This is a genomic window from Spirosoma jeollabukense, assembly GCF_054777855.1.
Genome location: NZ_BAAHAD010000015.1, coordinates 111,769 through 129,016 on the forward strand (window position 1 = coordinate 111,769; position 17,248 = coordinate 129,016).

Annotated in this window: 12 protein-coding genes; 5 read left to right on the plus strand and 7 right to left on the minus strand. The window is 51.9% G+C overall.

The genetic code is table 11. The features are described from left to right. Positions 1–17: 17 nt before the first annotated feature. From ACYVEA_RS31630 to ACYVEA_RS31640, 3 genes are all read left to right on the plus strand, one after another. Positions 18–167: a hypothetical protein gene (locus tag ACYVEA_RS31630; protein WP_461117370.1), complete on the plus strand. Its 150-nt coding sequence runs from the start codon at positions 18–20 to the stop codon at positions 165–167. After that, the gene (locus ACYVEA_RS31635; RefSeq protein ID WP_461117371.1) at positions 164–1,870 is read left to right on the plus strand and encodes a sodium:solute symporter family protein; all 1,707 of its coding nucleotides are present in this window, start codon (positions 164–166) and stop codon (positions 1,868–1,870) included. Before ACYVEA_RS31630 ends, ACYVEA_RS31635 begins: the two co-directional genes overlap by 4 nt. A gap of 119 nt (positions 1,871–1,989) precedes the next feature. Beyond that, positions 1,990–2,634, plus strand: coding sequence for a hypothetical protein (locus ACYVEA_RS31640; RefSeq protein WP_461117372.1), 645 nt, complete (start codon positions 1,990–1,992; stop codon positions 2,632–2,634). Positions 2,635–2,790: 156 nt separating this feature from the next. Here ACYVEA_RS31640 and ACYVEA_RS31645 read toward each other — a convergent pair whose 3' ends face one another. Next, a complete protein-coding gene (locus ACYVEA_RS31645; protein WP_461117373.1) occupies positions 2,791–3,693 on the minus strand; it encodes a DUF2911 domain-containing protein in 903 nt (300 codons plus the stop codon). Between the two features lie 63 nt (positions 3,694–3,756). Here ACYVEA_RS31645 and ACYVEA_RS31650 point away from each other — a divergent pair, with 63 nt between their 5' ends. Next, positions 3,757–4,299 (plus strand): NUDIX hydrolase, encoded by a 543-nt coding sequence (locus ACYVEA_RS31650; RefSeq protein ID WP_461117374.1) that lies wholly within the window; start codon positions 3,757–3,759, stop codon positions 4,297–4,299. 76 nt (positions 4,300–4,375) lie between these two features. Next, positions 4,376–4,783 (plus strand): hypothetical protein, encoded by a 408-nt coding sequence (locus ACYVEA_RS31655; protein WP_461117375.1) that lies wholly within the window; start codon positions 4,376–4,378, stop codon positions 4,781–4,783. An 82-nt stretch (positions 4,784–4,865) separates the two neighbouring features. On the opposite strand, the gene ACYVEA_RS31660 is transcribed toward ACYVEA_RS31655, so the two are convergent. The 6 genes from ACYVEA_RS31660 to ACYVEA_RS31685 form a co-directional block, all read right to left on the minus strand. Further along, positions 4,866–7,505, minus strand: coding sequence for a M14 family metallopeptidase (locus tag ACYVEA_RS31660; RefSeq protein ID WP_461117376.1), 2,640 nt, complete (start codon positions 7,503–7,505; stop codon positions 4,866–4,868). Between the two features lie 160 nt (positions 7,506–7,665). Further along, complete coding sequence (locus ACYVEA_RS31665; protein ID WP_461117377.1) at positions 7,666–8,991, minus strand: M20/M25/M40 family metallo-hydrolase; 1,326 nt, start codon at positions 8,989–8,991, stop codon at positions 7,666–7,668. 40 nt (positions 8,992–9,031) lie between these two features. Then, the gene (locus ACYVEA_RS31670; RefSeq protein ID WP_461117378.1) at positions 9,032–11,833 is read right to left on the minus strand and encodes a M14 family metallopeptidase; all 2,802 of its coding nucleotides are present in this window, start codon (positions 11,831–11,833) and stop codon (positions 9,032–9,034) included. Positions 11,834–12,108: 275 nt separating this feature from the next. Beyond that, positions 12,109–14,937 carry a M14 family metallopeptidase gene (locus ACYVEA_RS31675; protein ID WP_461117379.1) on the minus strand — a complete coding sequence of 943 codons (2,829 nt, stop codon included), beginning with the start codon at positions 14,935–14,937 and terminating at the stop codon, positions 12,109–12,111. Between the two features lie 51 nt (positions 14,938–14,988). Further along, positions 14,989–15,615: a hypothetical protein gene (locus ACYVEA_RS31680; RefSeq protein WP_461117380.1), complete on the minus strand. Its 627-nt coding sequence runs from the start codon at positions 15,613–15,615 to the stop codon at positions 14,989–14,991. A 9-nt stretch (positions 15,616–15,624) separates the two neighbouring features. Next, on the minus strand, positions 15,625–17,223 hold the full coding sequence (locus tag ACYVEA_RS31685) for a SusD/RagB family nutrient-binding outer membrane lipoprotein (RefSeq protein WP_461117381.1): 1,599 nt from the start codon (positions 17,221–17,223) through the stop codon (positions 15,625–15,627). Positions 17,224–17,248: the final 25 nt, after the last annotated feature.

Genomic DNA, 17,248 nt, shown 5'->3' on the forward strand with positions numbered 1-17,248 from the left:
GCCGTTGTAGTCATACTATGCACTTCTTCATGCCCGAAAATCCTATTGACAATTCTGTCGACTTGCCACCTTTTGCCCGTTCCTGGACCCAGCTCTATACGATTGTCATGGGTAGCTTAGCCGCCGAGATTTTGCTATTTTACGTACTAATGCGCTGGTTATCATGAGTATTCTGGATTGGAGCGTATTGGCCGTTACGTTGCTGGTGATCATTGTGTATGGTATCGTCAGGAGCCGGGGCAGCAAAAGTATGGACGACTACCTGCTGGCGGGACAGTCACTGCCCTGGTATCATGTAGGCCTATCGGTGATGGCCACACAGGCCAGCGCGGTCACGTTTTTGTCGGCGCCCGGCCAGGGATTTTCCGACGGGATGCGATTCGTGCAGTTCTATTTTGGGTTACCGCTGGCGATGGTCGTGCTCTCGGTGACGTTCGTTCCCATTTTCCATAGACTGAAAATTTTTACGGCGTACGAATACCTCGAAAGTCGCTTCGATGTACGTGTTCGAACGCTGACGTCCGGGTTGTTTTTGCTGCAGCGCGGCCTGTCAACGGGCTTGTCGATCTACGCGCCAAGTATCATTCTCTCCACCATTCTGGGCTGGAACATCTACTGGACCAATCTGTTGATGGGCGGAATCGTGCTCGTATATACCGTTACGGGTGGGACAAAAGCCATTTCCTACACGCACTTGCAACAAATGGCGATTGTTACGTTTGCGATGGCGTTGGCGGGCTACCTCACCGTTAAGTTGCTGCCCGAAGACGTTAGTTTTGTGGATGCCTTGCACGTAGCGGGCAAAGCGGGGCGCATGAATCTGATCGACCTGAAGTTTGATCCCGATAGCCGTTACAACCTTTGGTCGGGGCTGATTGGTGGTTTCTTTCTGCAATTGTCCTATTTCGGCACCGACCAGTCGCAGGTGGGGCGTTACCTGACGGGGCAGACCATTGGGCAAAGTCGGCTGGGTTTGCTGATGAATGGTTTACTGAAAGTGCCGATGCAGTTTCTGATTCTGCTGGTTGGCGTGCTGGTGTTCGTGTTTTACCAATACAACCCATCGCCCACGTTTTTCAACAAGCAGGAAACTGATAAGCTGAAAAATAGTCAGTACGCCAATGCCTACCAACTCGCCGAAATCAAGCATCAAAACCTAACGACGCAGCGCCAGAAGGCCGTTATCGATATGGAGATGGCGCTAAAAACCGATAACGAAGCGGGTCAGGAAGCCGCGGGCGCGGTACTCCGCGAAACAGACGACGCACTGAAATCAGTTAAAACGGACGTAACGAAGCTTATTCAGAAAAACAATCCAACCGCCGACACCAACGATGTCAACTACGTATTCCTGCGCTTCGTGCTTGACTACCTGCCCCACGGCCTGATTGGTTTGCTCATCGCCGTTATCTTCAGCGCGTCGATGGGCTCGATTGCCTCAGCCTATAGCTCGCTGGCCTCAACAACGGTGGTTGACATCTACAAGCGCCTGATTAAAAGCGACTCCGACGACGCGCATTACCTGAACGTATCACGTTGGTCGACCATTGGCTGGGGTATTTTCTGCATTATCGTTGCGCAGTTCGCCAACCAACTGGGTAGCATGATTGAAGCCGTCAATATTCTGGGATCGTTGTTTTACGGCGTTATTCTGGGCGTGTTTGTGGTAGCCTTTTATGTAAAATCCATCGGCGGCCGTGCTACGTTCTGGTCAGCTATTATTTCTGAAGTGTTAGTGGTGTTGAGCTGGTACCTGAACCTAACGGCCTTTCTGTGGCTAAACGCTATTGGGTGTTTGCTGGTCGTGGGCATTGCGTGGCTATTGCAACGAACCTTGTTTCGCCTAGCTGAACCAGGTGGCAAGTTTTAGTGTACCAGTCGGGCTTATACAGCAAGTAATAAATTCCTGATAGAAAGCCAAAAAATTGACTTTTAGAGAAAATGAAGCGTAATTCCAATTATTAACTTGTCTAAACCCAACGTATCGATATGCATAATCCGCCAGTTAGAACATCCTTCTCTCGTTTATCAACCCTGACTCTGGTCATAGTTACTTTACTGGGTGCTTGCTCTAAACCCGAACCAGCTGACCCTGTTGCAACGGCTCCAGCCAAGTATGAACTCAAAGACATCCGCTATTTCTTGTCCCAGAATGACCGCGTTGATACAACAACGCTACAGCTAAAAGGATTGAGTGTGCAAAATACAAGTGCCGTTCTTTCCACTCAGCAGGTGGAAGAGGGCTTTAGCGAGTTAGTGAAAAGATCCCGGTTTATTATTGATCCGACCATGCAATTGCCCAAAGAAGTCGATCTAAGTAAGTTTGAAGTAAACGTACCTGAACATTGGTATGGTAACGGATTGTTCGGCCGTTCCATAGACACTTACTCGTTCAGTGCTATTGAACAACAAAAGCCCTATGGCTTCAATTCGAATGGGCTGTTAACGGTTAAGATTCCACCCAAATCCAAACTTGACATCAGCCGCCAGATTACGGCTTATCAACTCGCCTGCTCCTTTGATGCCACCCTGGAAAATACAACGACGGGTCAGCGGTACAGCTTACGGGGTAAATGGGAGGGTCTTTTGCAGTATGATAATCCTTCAACAACGTTGAAGCAGTCTGCTTTGTAAAGTAAAACACCTTGTGCAGCGGGGCCAGCTTATAACCTATCTCCCTCAACTCCTTAGTAGCATTTTAGCCGGATTTCGAAAGAAGTTATCCTAAAAAAAGACCCGCTCAACACATACCGAGCGGGTCTTTTCATTGATGAATAACAACGGGTTGCTTTACGCCTTTTTCTTGCCTTTGCCTGCTTTCATGGCGGGCATGGCCGGTACTTTAGCCGTGTACTCCGCGATGCTTTTCTCAATACCATCTTTGAAGAACGGGAATGCCGCATCATTGGACGATTGTCCCATCGTCAGGGCTTTCTGGGCGATGGGCAGGGCGTCTGCGTACTTGCCCATCTTAGCCAGAATCTGCGACTTGACGAACAGATTCCGGTACGTTTCCTGTTTGGCGATTGACTTGTCGATCCAGGTTAATGACTGGTCCAGGTTGCGGCCCTTCGACAGGTTGTAGCTGGCGGCTGCCTGTAAAACAGCGGCATCGTCGGGTTTTTCGGCGACGGCTTTATCGACATTAGCGGCTGCGTTGGCGTTGACATCGACTTTCAAATCGGCAGCGGCTTTGGCATTCGCCCACATGAAATTCATCTTAGCCGTGCTATCTGTTACGTCGCTGAAACCGATCGTAAAGGTCTCTATTTTTTCGCTGTTTTCGGCGGGTGTAAGTTGCACACGTAGTGCATCTTCTTCCTGCTTGTACGTCTGTTCGGTTACTGATTTATTCTTGTTGAAAATCAGCGTATAACTCGCTTCCTCAGGAATGGACATGATCGCATACGAGCCCGCAGGAAGCGTTTTGCCATTCACCATCAGATCGGTTGTGGTGGTAAATAAGGTGGCTGCGTTTGCGCCTGTCCGCCAGACTTTGCCTAAAGGAATAAAGTTGTCGGTAAAGGGTTGACGGCCTTTCAGGCTTGGGCGCGAGTACGTAACAGTCAGGTCGGTGGTGCCGACGGTTTGCATAACAGAAGCACCGGGACTGGGCGACGGTAATTTGATCTGGGCGGTGGTTAGTTGAGCTGCCAGGCAAAGGGTGGCAGCGGTAAGCGAAAGTTTGCGCATAATTGTCTATAGACTATTAAAAATCAGCCCGAAATTGCGGCTTTTTCTGAACAAAGCCAACTAATGCATAGACTACCCTTGCTCAATCTGCTTCGGCAGCACACGACAACCGATCTGAATGAACAGGCGATGACTCAGGCCACAATTGAGTTTGTAGAAACTAATTCTGATGCCTTCGAGCGGTCGCTGCTCGCTGGACATATTACAGGTTCGGCCTGGATTGTGAGCCCAGATCGCCAGCAGGTTCTTCTGATTCACCACCGCAAGCTTGATCGGTGGTTGCAGCCCGGAGGCCATGCCGATGGCGACCCCGACGTAGCGGCTGTGGCGCTTCGCGAAGCCCGGGAGGAAACGGGATTGACCTCGCTGCAATTGGTTAGTCCCGCTATTTTCGATGTAGATATTCATACAATCCCCGCTCGTGGCGACGTTCCTGAACACCTACATTATGACATTCGGTTTTTGCTAGAAGCGGACCCTGATGAACCATTCGGCAATTCTGACGAAATCAAGAATATTAGATGGTTTTCGTTAGAAATGGTCAATAACTATACAGATTCGGAGTCTATTTGCAGAATGGTACGAAAAAATGTAACAAAACTATAAACATAGTAGCTATTTTAATTGTTTTTTAATCTGACAGCGAATAGATTTGTTGGACAACAAAACCACAGAAATAGCCATGAAATCATTAACTTTTTTGCTCGCTGGCGCCATTCTGGTTGCTATAACGAGCCAAACATACGCTCAGGATGTCGGCCCCAAACCGTTGAACAATCCGATGTATTCGACGCATAATTACAAGCATCCGAATATGGCAGCGGCCGCCCGTCGTTCGGAAAATAAAGCAAGTGTTGCTGTTCAACAACCTACTCCAGCGGATGCCCGGATGGCAAACTACAAGAACCAGATGCCGAACCGGCAACCAGTAGGAGGAGTTACAGTTGATCATACGCCCTCAGCAAGTTTAGCCGACCGGAATTATAAAATTCAGCGTGTAGGCGAACCTCAGTCGTTCGAATCGGCAGCAGGAGAGTATTACGTTAGAAAACGGTCGAAAGATTCGTCGGGCACAACGGTTGGGCAGTAATTGCTAGTTTGTAAAAGCAGAAAGGCGTGCCACGGTTCTGAACCGTGGCACGCCTTTCTGCTTTTACAAACTAGAGAAACGATTACTCACTTTTCGGACCAGCCTCACCCCCGTTTTTGGGTAGGGTGCTTTCGTAGATCGCGTTGAAAATAAGTTTATACGTAGCGCGGGGCTGACCACGGAACTGTGGCCTAAAGCCGAACAACACCACATTGCCTTTGCCCTGATTTACCCGAAGAACGGCGGGCTTCCCGGCAATGTATCGGTCTTCGTTCAGGGCCCAGCCGCTCATCAACAGATTCTTCTTCGCGTAGTTAGCAATCACTTCAACTTTGGGTTCCGGGGCCGATTTGACGGTTTCGCTGCCGCCTTCACCCTCTTTCTTTTGTTTGACCACCTCAAACGCCCGGCTGTTCGAGAATGCTGCAGCTACTTCGGGTTGCATGCCATACGCCAGCGAGTTCTTCGTGTCGATGACCGTTCGAATCAACGAACCCGGAATGTAAAACTGCTGAGTGGACAATCCTTCTGTAGCGTTTTTGACAGGTAGCCCTAACAATTCAATAGCAAAATCGCTGGCTTCGTCGAACGTGATCAGAGTACCCCCATTATTGACGTACTGTTGCAGCGCCATCGTACCACCCAACCCCAAACCACCCACATAAGGCGCAGGCATGGTGTTGGGCGCATGACCATTCAGAATCTGCTTTACTTCCTGATCCGGAATAATGATGGTGCTATACAGTGACAGGTCTTTTTTCGCGATGTCGGCGTCGTGCAACGTATCGACGGGGAAACCGTAGCTTTCCATCAACCAGCGCGTCCAGCCTTCGTCCATATTGGCGACCCACGATTTATAGAGGCCAATGCGGGGTAATTTCAAGGGCTTGGCTGCACCCGTTGGTTTGCTGGCAACAGCGGTAAAACTAATGCCAAGTTCCTTCGCCAACTTCTGAATCCGGGCGTCGGTGGCGCTTCCTTTTTCGATCAGGAAACTGCCGGTTTCATCGGTCAGGACAGACACCTTTTCGCCATCCTTTAGCAACTGATTGACAGCCATGACGCTGGCATTCTGCGTGCGCGACAGGCTATAGCCGTACCCCGAACTTACCGTCGCCTGACCGGCTACCACAGGCGCCAGGCCTTTAATACGCTCAGTAGAAGCAGTAAACGTACTGCCGATCTTGGCAACCGTAACGCCCATTTGCATAGGGAGTGTCCAGCCAGCCAGATCATAAGGCGGAATTGGCGGACCGCCGGGGTACAGCCGTTGGTTCGGGTGCACCTGTTTCTCCATCAAATCTACGATGTATGGGCTGAAGGCCTGATTGCAATAGATGATGTAGGCACCAGCGGCATACGATACGTTGTTCGCCTGAAACGCCTGCGTCGCCCGATGGACTTCGACGCCACTCTGGCTGAACATGTTGACCAGGTTCAGCGCTTCGCCTTTGTCCCACTGCTCGGTCGGTACTACGTAGGCGAAGGGGCGGTTTTTACCGGCGGATTCAATCGCATCGCGCCCCATTACGTAAATGTTGTATAGAAACTCCTCCCGTTTGTCGGCGGCCAGCACGAGGGTAGCCATCGAAGCTTCTTCCATATAATTGACCGCATCCCGGAAACGGGACTGTCCGCCTTTCCAGGGGTCGGCGTAGAAAATTTCGGTGCCGTTTGTGGCAGCGGTTACGCCAACGCCCACGGTTTTTGGCAACGAATCGGGTGGGTAAAAACGGGGCGATGGCGTGGCGTGGGCCGTTTCGGTCAGGATGCCAATCTGGTTATGGTAATAGGGTACCGTCCGCATACCGCCGTTCCACCACATACTAAATCGTAATTGAGACACGACACCGGGCATCTTTTTCATCGCAAACCGGCTGGCCATCGCCGTGCCAACCATATTAACGCCCGCCGTTACACCCGGGTGAATTTGCGGGTTGACTGGATTCGCGAAGGGTGGAATGAAAATCCGCGTCCACGCGGGCGATGTCTGGTGCTGGTTATAAACGATCTGCGGAAACCACTGGTTGTAAAGGACTTCTGAAATCGCTTTCGTTTCGGGCATATTGTTCGTAAACCAGTCACGGTTGTTGTCGTGACCAACGTAGTGGTGATATAGCCAGGGCGGTTGTGTCGTTTCGAAGGCCGTGCCGAGGTTACCATTATACCAGTCGGCCACAATGTCGAGTCCATCGGGGTTCATTTCGACCATTAGCAGGGCCACGACCTGATCGCGGATTTTCTTCATTTCCGTCGATTCTTCAGTGGCCATACGGTACGCCAGTTCGGGCATCATCTGCGCCGACGCGACTTCTGACGCGTGCATACCGGCATCAATCCAGACAATGGCCTTTCCCGAAGCCGCCAACGCCCGCGCCTGCTTGTCGTCGATTTTAGCGCGCGAAAGCTGCTCACTCGTGCTACGCCATTTCTCCAACTGCTTCATGTTGGCCTCACTGGACACCATCAGCAGGAGTAGCGGTTTACCCAGTACTGACTTGCCAATCGTTACCATCTGAACCCGGTTGCTGGCTTTGTCCAGTCGCTGATAATAATCAAGCAGCATTTTGGTGTTCGCCAGTTTGTAATCGGCACCGGGTTCAAAACCGAACACGTCAGCGGGTTTTGGCACCTGCGCCATCGCCAATACGCTGGCAATGAGGATCGCGCATCCCAACAGCAGGAGCCGATAGAGGGTAATCTTTTGAATAGATAGTTTCATAAAAATAGAGGGAGGATATGTTGAGAAGGGTAATTGAACTTTCTTTTTATTGTCATTCTGACGCAGGAAGAATCCGCTTCGGCGGCCCGGTTCGCTAATAGCAGAAAAAACTCATGCCCGAAGATTCTTCCTGCGTCAGAATGACAGTAAAAACTAATGCCTAATTCGCTGGGCCAGCTTCGGCCAGCAAAACGAGCAGAATGCGCTGCAATCCCAGCGTTCCTTTGTCATTGAGCCACCATTCATTGAGCGAGTGCGCTCCACCACCTGTGCCGCCACTACCAATCGTAACCGACGGCACGCCTTTCGAAATGGGGATATTGGCATTGGTAGAACCTACACTCAGGACGGGTTCAGCCTGAAGGTATTTGGACACCGCCATCGCCCGCTGCACCAGAGGGACCGTCGGTTCAATACGTCCGGACGGGCGATCACCAACGAGTTTTACCGTAACGGTCAGGTCGGGGCCACGGCGTTTCATAGCGTTCTCTTCTTTCAGTGCTCGCTGAACAGCCGCTTGCAGCAGCGCGTCGACGCCGTTTAATTTCTCGGGACTTTCCGACCGCATGTCGACTTCCATCCACGATTCGTACGGAATGGCGTTTACGGACGTACCGCCCCCCACCACGCTAACGCTATAGGTCGTTTTGACGCCCTCTTTCGTGAATTTGTCCGCTTCGGTAGTGAAGTAATAGATGGCTTTGCCCAGCGCGCCGTGCGGATTGACGATGCCAAAAGCCCCGTAGGAGTGGCCGCCGGGTCCTTTGAACGTAATCCGGTACCGATGCGAGCCTAAGCCCCGGTGTGTGATACCGTCGATGCCATGTCCATCAACGGCGATGTACGAATCAATTTTTGGACCACCGGGCATGAACAGATTTTTGACGCCCCGCAAATCGCCCAACCCTTCTTCGCCAACGGCACCCACGAAAATAACGTCGGCTTCGGTTTCAATCTTGGCGCGTTCCATCCCTTTCAAAACGGCCAGCACGGCAGTCAGGCCACGGGTGTCGTCGCCGACGCCGGGGGCATAGAGCGTATCGCCTTTCTGCTTCACTTTTACGTCGGTTCCGGCCGGGAACACGGTGTCCAGGTGCGCTTCTACGATGACCGTTTTCTTGCCGGATTTGCCTTTTCGTTTCGCCAGTACGTTGTTGACCTTGTCGATCCAGACCGAATCCGCCCCGGCTTCTTTCATCATGGCTGCGTACTTTTTCGAGCGCTCAACCTCTTTGAACGGGGGCGACGGAATTTCCGTCAGTAAGATCAGGTCTTTTTTTGTCTGCGGTTCCAGTTCCGTAAAATACTTAAATGCCGTTTGAACCGCTGGTCGTTTGGACAAAGCATTAATTTCAGTTTCGTACTTCTTGTCGAGCGTAACGTTTTTGGTAGCTTCATCCGCGCCTTCTTCCTGGGCCAGGAGCTGGTAGGCGGTACTGCCAATCAACAAGGGGGCAACCAATGCTACTTTAATAAATTGATTCATTGTTATGGAAAATGGAAATGTATACGTATTAACTACTCGGTTACTCGCTTGCCTGACTGGTTCCTGCGCTTGAACTGATAGTATACAGCTGATTGAACAGGAACTTGAACGTACCCTGCGCCTGCCCCCGGAAGGTGATCTCCGGTCCGAAGGCGTAGAATTTGCCCGAACCAACGGGGGCCATGAACGCGGCTACACCGTCCTGTAAATACGACTGGCCCCAGGCCCAGCCACTACGTAGTGGTTTGCTGGTATCGAACCAGGCCAGGGGAACGACGGTGCCTTTGGCGATGGCTTCGGGCGCTAGTTTGAAGACTGGGCTGGCGTCGAAATACACATCGGTTTGGTTAGGCATGCCCCAGGTCGCGTGCTGCGTTGAATCCAGTGTGACACGTAGTACGCTGCCCGGAATGTAGAATTTCTCGTTCACCAGCGGTTTCTCCTGACCCGCATTGTTCATCTCGGTCAGTGCGTTTTTAACGGGTAATTTCAGGTGGTAAGCCAGGTTGGTGCTGCTGCCAATGGTCACCACCGAGCCGCCCGCTTCCAGAAATGATTTGATCTGCGGAATGGATTTCTCGGCCGTAATCTTACCCAGTCGTGGTCGGTATTCCGCCGGAATTTCTTCGGCTTTTGGATCTCGTCGGGCCGCAAAACCAGTTGATTCACCCAACGAATTCAGGGCGGGAATGGCTTGCGTAACGAAGACAATTACGTCGAATTTCTTCCGTAAATCACCCGCGTCGATGTCCTGCGGATAAATGACGGTCATCGGGAAATGGTATTGCTCCATCAACCAGCGAACCCAACCCGACGGCATCGAGCCGCCGTACGTATCCCACAACGCAATCCGCATGGGCGCTACTTTTGTCATGGCGGTGCCGGGTCGTTTGGTAAGTCCGGTTATTTCCAGACTCAGGTCTTTGGCGGATTTATCGAGCAGAGTTTTTGCTTTCGCCGAAGCAGGGACAAAAAAGGCCCCGGCTGCTACGTTCGATTTGCCATCGGGCCCATTGGGCAGACGATAGACCTCAACGCCAGACGCCAGCAGATCGTTAACGGCAATGAACGAGTTGTTAGCCTGCCCACTCAGCAAATAACCCGCGCCTGCACTCCCGTTTACATGACCCTCCGGCGACTGGAGTTCCCCGATGGGTAGCTTCTTGAAAGGTCCATCAAAATTATCCAGCAATCGATCAAATTTGACGTTCATCAGATACGATGGTGTCCAGCCCGCAGCATCGTAGGGACGTACCGGTGGACCGCCGGGATACTGGAAATCATTCGGATAATCCTGCGGCTCGAACATGTCCAGGATGTGTGGTCGGAACGCCTGATCGGTTTTTACGACGTAGGAACCCGCCGGGTATTTTTTACCGGCGACCGTGAAGTCGGCGGTGGCCTGCTGCACCTGAATACCGAGTCGGATAAGGGCGTTGATGAATTTGACGGCTGTAGCGAAATCGGGCTGGTTCGTCGGAATGATAAACCCGCGTGGATCACGTAGCGCCGGGGCTTTCATCACCGAATCATAATAAGCAACCGGAAGCTCTCGGTTACGCGAAACCGTACCCGTTGCATTACTTCCCGGCCCCGTTTTTTTCTGATTCGCCTGGTAGTTCTGTGTAATGGCGTCAATTCGTTTTGGATACAATGTCCAGTTATCCTGACTGCCGCGTTCGATGGAGTTTTTGCCCATCCGGTAAATATTGAACAGCATCTGGTCGTGTTGCCGGGCGGCATAGTCCATGACGGCGTAGTTGAGCGACACCGAATAATCAATCGACTGCTTGAAATGCCATTTCTGGGGCGTAACCGGAAACGGCGTATTTACATTCGGAACCAGCCGTTCGGGCACCAGTGGGATTTCTTCGGGCGTGGGGTTGCCGATAATTTCGGTAAGCAACCCGATCATGTTGTGGAACAGATTGATGGACCGTAATCCGCCGTTGAACCAGTTGGAATAGGGCGTACCCGTTAAACGCGTGTAACCGGGTTTTTTCTCCGCATTCAACCGGTTGATCATCGCCGAACCGAGCGCATCCATGCCAGTTACGATCATCGGATCGAGCACAAAATTGAAGGGATCGCGTAGGGGAGGACCCGCCAGCACCGACCCCGCCGGACCGCGCTGGTGGTGGTTATATAGGACCTGCGGGTACCACTCGATGAACAACTGTCGGCCAATATTCTGGGTTTCCTTCATGTTAAGTATGAAGAAGTCCCGGTTGTTGTCGTGGCCGATGTATTTCTGGTAAAGCTTCGGTAAGTATTCCTGCGTGCGTTTTTCGGGGACCGGCTCCCGCATGTACCAGTTGCCCACGAGTTCGTGACCGTCGGGGTTGGCGTGGGTAAGCAGCACAATCACGTTATCCAGGATACGTAGCGTTTCAGGGTCTTTTCGGCTTACTAACTGCCAGGCCGTTTCGATCAACTGCATCGTACCAACGGTCTCGGTCGAGTGAAGACCGCCATCAATCCAGACAACCGCTTTGCCTTCGTTGGCCAGTGCCTGAGCCTGTTCGTCGGTGAGGTTTTCGGCGCGGGCCAGCTTTTGCGAAATTTCTTTATATCGAGCCAGTTTTTTCTGATTCTCGGGGGAAGTTACGATCAGCATGTATTGATGGCGACCTTCGGCTGTCAGGCCAATATCGACCAGCTTCGTGCGATCCGACGTAGCTAATTTCTTGAAATAGGCTTCCGTCTGGGTGTAGTTGGAGAGTTGGTAATCATCGCCGATGGTAAACCCGAAATGTTCTTTTGGCGAGGGAATTGATTGAGGGTGCCCAGCGGGCGGGAAGAGCAAAAAGAAGATGACGACCAGGTAAAGGAGTCTGGACATGGTGGGCGGTTCGTTTAAGACGAAATAACGTTCACTAAAAGCCGAAAATGGCCAGAGAATTCAAAGCCTGTCATGCAGATACGGGGCAAAGTTGCCGGTCTGCAACGTATTAAATTATACCTGTGATTGGGTTTCGTACAGATCTGTAAATAGGCTTGCGCTACTTAGCAACGCGACTGACACACGGAGAAAGGAGTTGTCAGGAAGTTTAACAAAGTCAGATAAATAGGCAGGCCTTCTCCCCGCCTATTTATCTGATTGTCTTATGGTTTCAACTATTCGTCGGCTACGTGGCCGTTGCCCGATGAGGCCGCAGAACCGACGCTGTACAACTGGTTGAACAGCAATTTGAACGTGCCCTGCGCTTGTGCCCGGAAGGTGATCTCCGGCCCGAAGGCGTAGAATTTACCTGAGCCAACGGGGGCCATGAACGCGGCTACACCGTCTTGCAAATACGACTGGCCCCACGCCCAGCCACTACGTAGTGGTTTGCTGGAATCGAACCAGGCCAGGGGAACGACGGTACCTTTGGCGATGGCTTCGGGTGCCAGTTTGAAGACCGGGCTAGCATCGAAATACACGTCGGTTTGATTAGGCATACCCCAGGTCGCGTGCTGGGTCGAATCTAACGCAACGCGCAGTACGCTGCCCGGAATGTAATATTTCTCACCCGGTAGGGGACGCTCCTGCCCGCTGGCCGTCATTTCGGTCAGGGCATTTTTAACGGGTAATTTCAGGTGATAAGCCAGGTTGGTGCTGCTGCCAATGGTAACCACCGTACCGCCCGCTTCCATGAAGGATTTGATCTCTGGAATCGACTTGGTCGCTGTGATTTTACCCAACCGTGGACGATACTCTTCCGGCGTGGTTTCTTCCTTGGCTTCGCCACGGGAAAGTGCTGCAAAAATGTCCTCCTCGCGGCCGCCAACAGCAGGAATAGCCCGCGTTACGAACACGATTACGTCAAATTTCTTGCGCAGATCACCAGCATCAATGTCTTTCGGATAGATAACTTTCATCGGAAAATGGTACTGTTCCATCAACCAGCGAACCCAGCCGGATGGCATCGAGCCGCCGTAGGTATCCCACAGCGCAATCCGCATGGGGGACACTTTTGTCATTGACGCGGTTGGCTTTTTAGACACGCCCGTTATCTCCAGATCAAGATCTTTCGCCGATTTGTCAAGCAGTGATTTTGCTTTTGCCGACGCTGGAACGAAGAATGCACCCGACTCAACCGTCGATTTGCCACCGACGCCGTTGGGTAGACGATACACCTCTACGCCCGATGCCAGCAGGTCATTGACCGCAATAAACGAGTTGTTGGCTTTAGCGCTTAGTACATAACCCGCACTTGGAGAGCCGTTAATGTGGCCTTCCGGCGACTGGAGTTCCCCGATGGGCAGCTTCTTGAAAGGACCATCGAAACCATCCAGAATACGATCAAATTTAACATTCATCAGGAAAGCCGGTGTCCAGCCCGCAGCATCGTAGGGACGTACCGGTGGACCGCCCGGATACTGGAAATCGTTCGGGTGATCCTGTGGTTCGAACATATCGAGTAGGTGCGGCCGGAACGCCTGATCGGTTTTCACGACGTAAGAACCCGCCGGGTATTTTTTACCAGCGACCGTGAAGTCAGCCGTGGCCTGTTGAATTTGAATACCGGTTCGGATCAGGGCATTAACGAATTTAACGGCCGTACCGAAATCAGGCTGGTTCGTCGGAATGATAAACCCACGCGGATCACGTAGCACCGGCGCTTTCATGATCGTGTCGTAATATTTGAGGGGCATACCACCACCGCGAGGCACGAAACCATATTGAGCCAGAGCCGCGTTGGTAGGCGGAACAACTTTCTTCGGATCGTTCTTGAAGGCGTCTTCAATGGCGTCGATACGCTTGGGCGACAGCGCCCAGTAATCTTTGCTACCCCGTTCGATGGAGTTTTTACCCATCCGGTAAATGTTGAACAGCAGGTCGTCAGAATAACGAGCGCCGTAGTTCAGAACGGCGTAGTTGAGCGACACCGAATAATCGATCGACTGCTTGAAGTGCCACTTTTGCGGAGTAACCGGGAAGGGCGTATTACCATTCGGAATCAGGCGTTTTGGTACCAGTGGAATATCTTCTGGTGTTGGTCCACCAATGATTTCGGTCAACAGCCCGATCATGTTGTGGAAGTGCGTCGTGGTACGCAGACCACCGTTATACCAGGTCGAGAAGACCGAACCGCCCAGCCGGGTGAAGCCCGGTTTGTTCTCCGCGTTCATCCGGTTAATCATGGCAGCGCCAAGGGCGTCGATACCCGTTACCATTAACGGATCGAATACGTAGTTGAACGGATCGCGATAGGGTGGGCCCGCCAGCACCGACCCCGCCGGGCCGCTCTGGTGGTGATTATACATGATTTGCGGAATCCACTCAACAAACAACTGGCGACCGATATTCTGGGTTTCTTTCATGTTGAGCATGAAGAAATCGCGGTTGTTGTCGTGGCCAATGTATTTCTGATAGAGTCTTGGCAGGTTATCCAATGACCGCTTTTCGGCTTTGGGCTCGCGCATGTACCAGTTCGTAACCAGTTCCTGGCCGTCCGGATTGGCGTGGGTAAGCAGGATCACGTCCTTATCCAGAATGCGCATCGTTTCGGGATCTTTACGGCTGACCAGTTGCCAGATCGTTTCGATAAGCTGGTGCGTACCAACGGTTTCGGTTGCGTGAATACCTCCGTCAATCCAGACGATGGCTTTGCCTTCATTGGCCAGGGCGCGGGCCTGCTCATCGGTAAGATTTTCGGCGCGGGCCAGTTTCTGCGAAATCTCTTTATACCGGTCCAGTTTTTTCAGGTTTTCCGGCGAGGAAACGATGAGCATCAACTGATGACGACCTTCTTCGGTCATGCCAATATCAACCAATTTCACCCGGTCGGAGCCAGCAGCTAGTTTTCGGAAATAAGCCTCGGTCTGGGTATACGTAGCGAGTTGGTAATCGTCGCCGATGGTAAAGCCAAAATGTTCTTTCGGCGACGGGAGCGTCTGCGCAAATGCAGTGCTCAGACTAACCGCCAGCAGGAGGAGAAGTGAGTAAGGAGAATAACGCATTAGTGAGTAATTGATTTGGAAATTTATTTGGAGTTAGGTTAAATAATTCGGCTACTTTTTGCGGAAACGCACGCCCACCCGGCAATCACCGACCTCGCCACGTGCTTCATCGCATACATTTTCTTGGAATCCTTCTATTCGACGGCCGTCTTTGAGTGTGAGGATAAATTTAAACAGAAAATAGTCATTCTGAACGACTTTTGTCAAATCAGTTCCTGTAAATGCGGCTAACTGGGCCGCCGTGGTCGTGAATGTTTTGGGAAATTCCGTAACCGTAGCATATAATTTGTCAGTCGTTCCAACCCGGCTTGGCAATGGATATTGCGTTACGCTGGGATACACGCCCCCCGGCTGGGAGAGGATAATTGGATAAGCCGGATTGCCCGTGGTCGGGGCTTTCACGAACCCTAAATACACATCAATGGATTGCACTTCTGCTTTCCCGAACCCTTCCCACTTCAGCGTATATTCAAATTCCTGACTGGCTAGATTGGTGGCGCCTATGTCGAAAAAAGACGTATTGGCGCTGGCAACCGTTGGCAGGGCTGACTTGGCAGTATTGACGGCCACCAGCGGAACGGCCGTATAGGAATAGTTCTCCCAAACGTAGTTCTCCGTTTTGCAGGCATCGAGGGCTATCAGTAGCAGGAGGGAAAAGTATAAGGTGATATTTTTCATGGTGTTTCTTTATTTATCCCAGAAAACGGGGGTTGTCTGTTGCGCCGTTTGGATTTGATCGGCTTTGTCGGATACGTTGGCGTTGGTCGATAACTCCGTCACGGAATAGGACAGACGTAGCGGGAACGTGTTCAGCGGAGCAATGGGCGCGGGTAGCACCGGTAAGCCCGTCCGGCGGTAATCATTGTAAGCTTCCATGCCATTTCCGTACTGGGCAATGTATTTCTGGGTGATCACCGCATTCAATTTGCCAGCCGCATCGGCCGCATCGTATTGCGCCGTTCGGTTGGCAACGAAAGCGGTAATCGTAGCCGCTGCCAACGGTGTTGCCGAATTTCCCGACGTTGTCGAAATGGTATTGATGCTGTTCAGGCTTGCCGTGATGCCATCCTGAAACAACTGTCTGGCATCGCCGGTCGTACCTAAGGTTAATACGGCTTCGGCCAATATGAATTTCGCCATGGCATTGGTCATAAACGGAAACACACCTGCCCCCGAACCATCCGTGTTGGTAACGACTTTAGGCGCCGACGTAGCACCGGCATTGGTTATGAAGACGTTAGCCGCTGTCAGGTTATTGATAGGACTGTTGTCGTACAAACCACCGGCCGGGTAAACGCCCACGGTTGCTTTCAGGGCGTTGTCGTTGGGCGATGCCGTAGCGTCGCCGGTGTAGCGACCAAAATACCCGTTGCCAGTAGGCGTGAAGCCCACCGTGTAGTTCGATGTCTGGCGGTAGAAGTAAAACCGAATTCGGGGATCGTCCGTATTGAACAAACGCTCCATAAAGTTCTGGCTCATGTAATAGCTTTTGCCCGCCTGATATTCAGTACGTTGCCACGGATGACGGTTCGCCGGAGTTTCGGTCGTGCCGAAGCGGAACGCAAAATCCTGCGCGTTGGTGGTAATCAGTGGCGCGTTGGTGCTCAACAGCGCACTGATACCCGCTTTAGCTTTGTCGGGCTGAACGAGCCGAATCTGGTTGAATAATTTCAGCTTCAGGGTATTCCCCATCCGAATCCAGGCCGCTTTGTCACCTTTGTAAATGATGTCGGCGGTTGTGGGCTGAATGGCGAAATTGCCTTTGTTGGCGTCGGTCAGTGCCTCATCGATCAATATAAACAGTTTGTCATAAATGGCCGCTCCGCTCTCAAATACCGGATCGGAAACCGTCAAACCCTGTGAGGCATCCGTGTACGGAATGTCGCCCCATAGATCGACCATAAGGCTATAGATGTACGCTTTCTGCAACTTGGCAATCGCTACGTAGTCCCAGCGTTGCTGGCGGGTGCCCTCCCGAATGACAATCTCGATGTCATTGAGTACCTGTGTATAGAGCGCGTTCCAGGACTGCTGGTAATCGGTGCCATCCTGAAAGTTACGGCTGGTGTTGCTCGTGTATAACTGCTGCACCAAGATCGACGTGCCCTGGTTCACATCCCGCAGACTGCCCGTCATCGACACCTGGGTGGCCGGTAATAACAACTCCAGTACCGGCGTGGTTGGGTTGTTGGGGTCGGTGTTAATATCGACGAAGTCTTTACAGGAACCGGCGATAAGCAGCAGGCTCAGCAAGGAAAGACTTCGTATGGTGGTTATGAATCGCATAAATTTAATAGGGGTTTTAGGTTTA

Coding starts and splice junctions, on each gene's coding strand:
- ACYVEA_RS31630 (WP_461117370.1), top strand. CDS start 18: ATGCACTTCTTCATGCCCGAAAATCCTATTGACAATTCTGTCGACTTG.
- ACYVEA_RS31635 (WP_461117371.1), top strand. CDS start 164: ATGAGTATTCTGGATTGGAGCGTATTGGCCGTTACGTTGCTGGTGATC.
- ACYVEA_RS31640 (WP_461117372.1), top strand. CDS start 1,990: ATGCATAATCCGCCAGTTAGAACATCCTTCTCTCGTTTATCAACCCTG.
- ACYVEA_RS31645 (WP_461117373.1), bottom strand. CDS start 3,693: ATGCGCAAACTTTCGCTTACCGCTGCCACCCTTTGCCTGGCAGCTCAA.
- ACYVEA_RS31650 (WP_461117374.1), top strand. CDS start 3,757: ATGCATAGACTACCCTTGCTCAATCTGCTTCGGCAGCACACGACAACC.
- ACYVEA_RS31655 (WP_461117375.1), top strand. CDS start 4,376: ATGAAATCATTAACTTTTTTGCTCGCTGGCGCCATTCTGGTTGCTATA.
- ACYVEA_RS31660 (WP_461117376.1), bottom strand. CDS start 7,505: ATGAAACTATCTATTCAAAAGATTACCCTCTATCGGCTCCTGCTGTTG.
- ACYVEA_RS31665 (WP_461117377.1), bottom strand. CDS start 8,991: ATGAATCAATTTATTAAAGTAGCATTGGTTGCCCCCTTGTTGATTGGC.
- ACYVEA_RS31670 (WP_461117378.1), bottom strand. CDS start 11,833: ATGTCCAGACTCCTTTACCTGGTCGTCATCTTCTTTTTGCTCTTCCCG.
- ACYVEA_RS31675 (WP_461117379.1), bottom strand. CDS start 14,937: ATGCGTTATTCTCCTTACTCACTTCTCCTCCTGCTGGCGGTTAGTCTG.
- ACYVEA_RS31680 (WP_461117380.1), bottom strand. CDS start 15,615: ATGAAAAATATCACCTTATACTTTTCCCTCCTGCTACTGATAGCCCTC.
- ACYVEA_RS31685 (WP_461117381.1), bottom strand. CDS start 17,223: ATGCGATTCATAACCACCATACGAAGTCTTTCCTTGCTGAGCCTGCTG.